The following is a 5484-nucleotide window of genomic DNA, read 5'->3' as shown; positions in this document are numbered from 1 at the left end:
CCCAGTAACCCCCCCTGAAAGGATTTTATTCCCTAGCTGTAAATCAGGCATATCAAACTTTATCGAAGGATGGCGGTAGGCAATTTTCTCCAAGTCGGTCATATAGATAAAAGCAGCTTCAGGAAACATATCTGCTCTTAAGGGAGCGAAATCATAAAAGGAACGGGCTATGGGATGCAGTCTAGGCAATACCAGAATAGCGCTCCCTATTGCTTCTAATATACTGGTAAGGAGCTCCACCTACTCCGGTGAGGGAAGGGTATCCTGCCGTAATAATAATCAACATAGCATTAACCTGATTTACCTAAAGTTCAGCCAGTATATCTTCATCTTTAATGCTAATCCAATTACGGGAATAATCAATCAGCCCTTCCTCTTTCATTTTTTTCAACTCCCGCGAAAGAGATGGACGGGGAATACCCAGATTTTCCGCCCATTCTTTTTTGCTCAGGTGCAGCTCAATAGTAAAGGAGCCCTGCAACACAGATTCCTTAGCCAGAAAATCAATGATCTGCTGACGAATACTTTTCATCGCTACCGTATTTAGTTTATCGCTGACCAGAGTTGCCTTGTTTGATATAGTACGGACAAACTCCATAAAGAAATTCTGGTTTTTCTGGCAGAAATAAACAAGCAGCTGCCTATCAAGATGTAGGATGACACAATCACTGCTGGCACTCACCGTCATAGGAAATCTATTCTGGTCGGCAAAAAGAAGATTACCCCCAAACGTATCCCCGGCAGCAAAAGCGGCTACAGTAAGAACTTTTCCAGCCTCATCCAGCCTCTGGATTACGATGTTCCCTTCTAAAATAACATCTAAGGATGAACACTGTTCGTTTTGTAGATGTATAATCCCTCCCCGTCTATATTCCTTAATAGGACTCATCGTATTAGCAAGCAAAAGCAGTTCCTCCTGACTCAGTTTCTGAAAAAGAGGATTAGTTTGGATAACTGGTAAATAGCTTTCTTTTATCATGCAACTCCCCATTGACGGTAACCAAGGGTACCGATTTTTTCTTTATAAACTAGTTTAATCTATATGAAGAAAAAAACACAATACAGATACGATCAAAGGAGGAATAAAAGCCAATGAAATGGAGACGTAGTATACAGATCATTTTCCTGGCCTTGTTTGTTTTTCTCATTATCCAGGGTAAACAGCAGATTTGGATCTTACTATTCCTGGCTGGCTTAGCAGGCGCACTCTGGTGGGGGCGGTTTTACTGTGCCTGGCTTTGTCCCATTAATACTACCATGGAAATTGTAGATGGGATCTATCGCAGAATAGGGATAGAGAGGCTACCCATTCCGGACTGGGTAAAAAATAAATGGGTACGGGTAACCATGGTACTAATCTTTATAGCAACCATGCTCAGCATACTGCTTACAGGCAAGAAAATTCCCGTATTGTTACTATGGATCATTATAGGGACAGGATTAAGCTTATTTTTCGTCCCTGCTCTCTGGCACCGATATCTCTGCCCTTATGGTGCCATTTTAAACCTAACCGGATCACAAGCGAGGAACTCTTTCGTTGTTGACGAAGAAAATTGTATTCGCTGTAAAAAATGCAGCCTGGTATGTCCAGCAGGGGCAATCATAAAAGAAAATCCCAGAGATTACCCCTTTATCGATAAAGGACTATGTTTGGTATGTACCCAGTGTACTCAAGTTTGCCCCAAGGATACAATAAAATATGGCCGCCAGCAGTCCTTTACGCGTAATGTTAATTCTCACTCGCATTCGACAGTTAATTGAGACTTGTGCTATTATGCAAAAGTCTTAATATTGAAACCAATCATCATGTATAGTAGAAACAGGACTATGATTCCGGCGCGAATTGAGTACGGTTTTCAGCCGTATCATTCTGGGGACCTAATTAAAAGAGCCATCTGTAAAAACGCGTACAGCTGGCTCTTTGTAATGACTTCTATCTGATTTCTTTATTTACTTGGAGCACCTTGGGCTTCGGAAGGCAAGACTATGTTGATGCCATGGTATTTGTAATGATCAGTCTTGGCAGTAATGGTGATGCTGCCGGCGGGAATATCTTCCCCCTTCTTTGTATCAATAGTGATGTTGGACTGAATGCCATAGATCAGATTATCTTCACCTATGAAAGAGACTTCAGATAAAGTGATTGTCTTGACCGATTGCTGTCCTAGACGAATTGAATGTATAGGTAAAAGTAAGCGGATAGGCAAGCTATTTAACCATCAGCGTAAATACCCCAGAGTTATATGAATACAGCCAAAGAGCTAAAACCCCGGAATTCATTCAAGAATTCCGCAAGCGAGCTAAAATCGAACCCAAGAATGCAGAACTAAAACGATTCCACGGACTAGACCGAGCCAAAGGCTACGGTCTACGAAGCATCCGCATTCAGGCTAAACTAACAGCCCTGGCGGTAAACTTAAAGCGGATAGCCAAACTGGTATCCGCTTCAAAAGGGTTATCTTCGTTTATTTTGAGATTTTTATCCTGCCGGTTACAGATTAACCTACCTGATGGGCTGTGGGTAGCCGCCAGGGCGGCTTAAAAGGGTTACTTTTTCAGTGATCTCGAACCGTCCCGTTGACACCCCGTTGACACCTTTGCCCCCTATTTCCAAAATGATTGAAATTTATTACTAAATACACTATAATACCTATAAAATTAGTATAGATAAGTACTTGATCTAACCCCCTTGTACACAACTGCCAGGAAAGGAAGAAAGGTTTGCCCAAGAAAGTATTTGTAGCCATGAGCGGTGGAGTGGACAGCTCGGTGGCCGCCCTTTTGCTTAAACAACAGGGCTATGCGGTTACCGGCATTACCATGCAAATTTGGCCTTTGGTAAAAGAGCCCAATAAGACATGCTGCGGTCTGGATGCCGTAAATGATGCTCAAAGGGTGGCCTGGAAGCTTGGTATACCGCATTATGTCATGAATTTTAGGGATGAGTTCGAATCCCGGGTTATTGATTATTTTTGTGGGGAGTATCTGCAAGGGCGAACACCAAACCCTTGTATTTCCTGCAACCGTTATATCAAATTTTCTTCTTTCCGGCAGAAGGCCCTGGCCACGGGAGCCGACTTTATCGCTACCGGTCATTACGCCCGTATCGATTATGATAAAGTAAGCGGCCAATACCGGCTGCTCAAGGCCCAAGACCGGAACAAAGATCAGAGTTATGCGCTGTACAGCCTGACTCAAGAGCAGCTTCAGCATACCTTGTTTCCTTTGGGAGAGTTTTGCAAGGAGGAAGTTAGGAATTTGGCCCGGCAATGGGGGCTGGCAGTAGCGGAAAAAGCTGAGAGCCAGGAGATTTGCTTTGTAGACCAGGGACATTACGCCGAATTTGTGGAAAAACACCTTAAACTTGTGCCCCGGCCTGGATCTATCGTAGACTCCAAGGGAGCTGTCCTTGGTTATCACCAGGGGATTTATCATTACACTATAGGCCAGCGCCGGGGTTTGGGTTTAGCCATGGGATGCCCGGTGTATGTAACCGGGCTTGATCCGGACTGCAATACCGTAAAGGTGGGAAGCGATTCGGACTTGTACGGCAAGAGCTTTTTAGTTAATGAGATCAACTATATTGCGCGGGATTGGCAGCTTGAGAAGCGCAGACTCGAGGTTAAAATCAGATACACCGCCTCAGCCCAGCCGGCATCGTTGACCCCCCTTAATTCAGATGAAGCCAGGATTGATTTTGACTATCCTCAAAGGGCGTTGACTCCCGGACAGGCGGCGGTTTTTTACCAGGGCGAGCGGGTGATTGGGGGAGGTACGATAAAGAGGATAATTAATTGAAACTTTTAGATATGGGATGAGAGGTATTTTTCGATGGACGGCATGATCATAATCGGAGCGCCCGTCGAACTTCTCTTGATTATGAAGACCGGATTTACTGGGCAGAACTGTCCGAAGTTCTGGAATGGATCAAAAAGCATGTTTGGGCTACCCTGCATACCAGTGTGGCCGCTCAAGCGGGACTGTACTATCGATTATATTGACGAGAGTGAAGTGCTTACCCCGGCTGACGATAAATACCATGTTGATAAAAACCGGTTCAATATACCTTTTGTCTGCGGCGCGCGAGACCTGGGAGAAGCTCTGTATGGTTTGGACATTGCATCGATTTCTGCAGAAAATAGAATGCAGGTGCGCGGTTGGCAGCAGAAAGCTTCCGCCTGTTCAGAGAAATATTACAGGAATAATAAGGCATTCGGAAGGAGGCCGATAAATTGTCAGGTTGGCCGCTTTATGTAAACCGGGAAATATTAATGTTCAATGGAGAAAATGTTGAGATAAAAGAAGCATCGGTTGTCACCGAGAAACCTTTAACGGTTTTTCTCAATCATAATGAACTGGCAACCTTAATCTGCTCTCCGGGAGGGCTAAAAGAACTTACCGTTGGGTTCCTGCTCAGTGAAGGACTGCTGAAGGCCCGTTCGCAGATCGAAGACATCCGGCTTCGCGAAGAGGATGGCCTGGTTTGGATCGAGACCTATGAACCCATTGCGCAAACCGATAATTTTTTGCGGAGGCATATTGCCAGTTGCTGCGGCAAAGGCCGCGCCGGCCTCTATTTTATTAATGATGCCCGCCAACTGCAGCCGGTAAAATCCGACTGGCTTCTTCCGTTTAAACAGATTCAGGTTTTGATGGCTGAACTTGAGCAAAGGGCGGAGTCTTTCCGCTTGACCGGAGGAGTGCACAGTGCGGTTCTAGCTGACGAATCCGGTATTATTATTCATTATGATGATATCGGAAGACACAACGCCGTTGATAAAGTTTTGGGATATGCCTTTTTGAATGATCTGCCAACATTCAATAAATGCCTGCTGTTGAGCGGCCGGGTGGCTTCCGAAATACTGATCAAGGCCGCCCGCGGCAACATACCTGTGATTTTGTCACGGGCAGCTCCGACCGAGCTGACCCTGGAATTAGCTGAAGAACTGAACCTTTGCGTAGTGGGTTTTGCCCGTGGTAATCGGTTCAGTATTTATACTCATCCGGAAAAAATATTAATGGACTAATATTTTAATAACTCAACTTTCTGACCGAAAGAATAGGCTTAGATCGACAGAATGGCGGTATCTCGAACAATTGCTGACCCCGTAAATAGTGTCAGAAGAACCGTCCGAGACCACTGAAAAAGTCCATTTAAAGCACAAAAAGCATACCCTCCTGTGGTATAATTTGGTTAGCGAAAACAAAATTAACTAAAGGAGGTATGCTTTTTATGTTAGTTAAAAACGTCTTTAGACAAAACAGCTTCTATACCGCATTATACCAAATGATTCCGGATAATCACATACTCAAACAAATAGATTCCGCCATAGATCTTAGCTTTGTTAATGATTTATTAGCAGATAGATATTGTAAAAACTTTGGCAGACCAGCAAAAGAGCCAGAGATGATGCTAAGAATACAAATATTAAAATATCTATACAACCTGTCTGATGAACAGTTAATACAGGATTTGAGCGTAAA

The 5484-nt window shown here is 44.1% G+C and carries 7 protein-coding genes and 3 pseudogenes; 7 read left to right on the top strand and 3 right to left on the bottom strand.

Translation table 11 applies throughout. The features are described from left to right. A pseudogene (locus tag AAV90_RS15280) lies at positions 1-189 on the bottom strand (methyl-accepting chemotaxis protein); the annotation flags it as partial. 115 nt (positions 190-304) lie between these two features. Then, positions 305-904, bottom strand: coding sequence for a Crp/Fnr family transcriptional regulator (locus AAV90_RS10245; RefSeq protein ID WP_198142847.1), 600 nt, complete (start codon positions 902-904; stop codon positions 305-307). A 188-nt stretch (positions 905-1092) separates the two neighbouring features. On the opposite strand from AAV90_RS10245, the gene AAV90_RS10240 reads away from it, so the two are divergent. After that, positions 1093-1761, top strand: a complete 669-nt coding sequence (locus AAV90_RS10240; protein WP_046498624.1) for a 4Fe-4S binding protein — start codon at positions 1093-1095, stop codon at positions 1759-1761. 185 nt (positions 1762-1946) lie between these two features. On the opposite strand, the gene AAV90_RS15275 is transcribed toward AAV90_RS10240, so the two are convergent. Further along, positions 1947-2207: a hypothetical protein gene (locus AAV90_RS15275; protein ID WP_207642058.1), complete on the bottom strand. Its 261-nt coding sequence runs from the start codon at positions 2205-2207 to the stop codon at positions 1947-1949. On the opposite strand from AAV90_RS15275, the pseudogene AAV90_RS14670 reads away from it, so the two are divergent. From AAV90_RS14670 to AAV90_RS14935, 6 genes and pseudogenes are all read left to right on the top strand, one after another. Further along, a pseudogene (locus tag AAV90_RS14670) lies at positions 2161-2542 on the top strand (transposase); the annotation flags it as partial. The gene AAV90_RS15275 and the pseudogene AAV90_RS14670 sit on opposite strands and share 47 nt — an antisense overlap. Positions 2543-2721: 179 nt before the next feature. Beyond that, on the top strand, positions 2722-3798 hold the full coding sequence (gene mnmA, locus AAV90_RS10235) for a tRNA 2-thiouridine(34) synthase MnmA (RefSeq protein WP_046498622.1): 1077 nt from the start codon (positions 2722-2724) through the stop codon (positions 3796-3798). Between the two features lie 92 nt (positions 3799-3890). Further along, positions 3891-4001: a homoserine O-acetyltransferase/O-succinyltransferase family protein gene (locus AAV90_RS15670; protein WP_341363019.1), complete on the top strand. Its 111-nt coding sequence runs from the start codon at positions 3891-3893 to the stop codon at positions 3999-4001. Continuing rightward, positions 3988-4104: pseudogene (locus AAV90_RS14940) on the top strand (pyridoxal 5'-phosphate synthase lyase subunit PdxS); the annotation flags it as partial. The gene AAV90_RS15670 and the pseudogene AAV90_RS14940, both read left to right, overlap by 14 nt. A gap of 128 nt (positions 4105-4232) precedes the next feature. Next, positions 4233-5027 carry a formate dehydrogenase accessory sulfurtransferase FdhD gene (fdhD, locus tag AAV90_RS10225; RefSeq protein ID WP_157609543.1) on the top strand — a complete coding sequence of 265 codons (795 nt, stop codon included), beginning with the start codon at positions 4233-4235 and terminating at the stop codon, positions 5025-5027. A gap of 206 nt (positions 5028-5233) precedes the next feature. After that, positions 5234-5484, top strand: a 251-nt coding sequence (locus AAV90_RS14935; protein WP_198142846.1) for a transposase, incomplete at its 3' end; no start/stop codon positions are given.

The organism is Syntrophomonas zehnderi OL-4 (genome assembly GCF_000983115.1).
In the GTDB taxonomy this organism is placed as follows: Bacteria; Bacillota; Syntrophomonadia; order Syntrophomonadales; family Syntrophomonadaceae; genus Syntrophomonas_B; species Syntrophomonas_B zehnderi.
The sequence above is the reverse complement of the archived record's forward strand: the minus strand, read 5'-3'. Positions and strand labels throughout refer to the sequence as shown.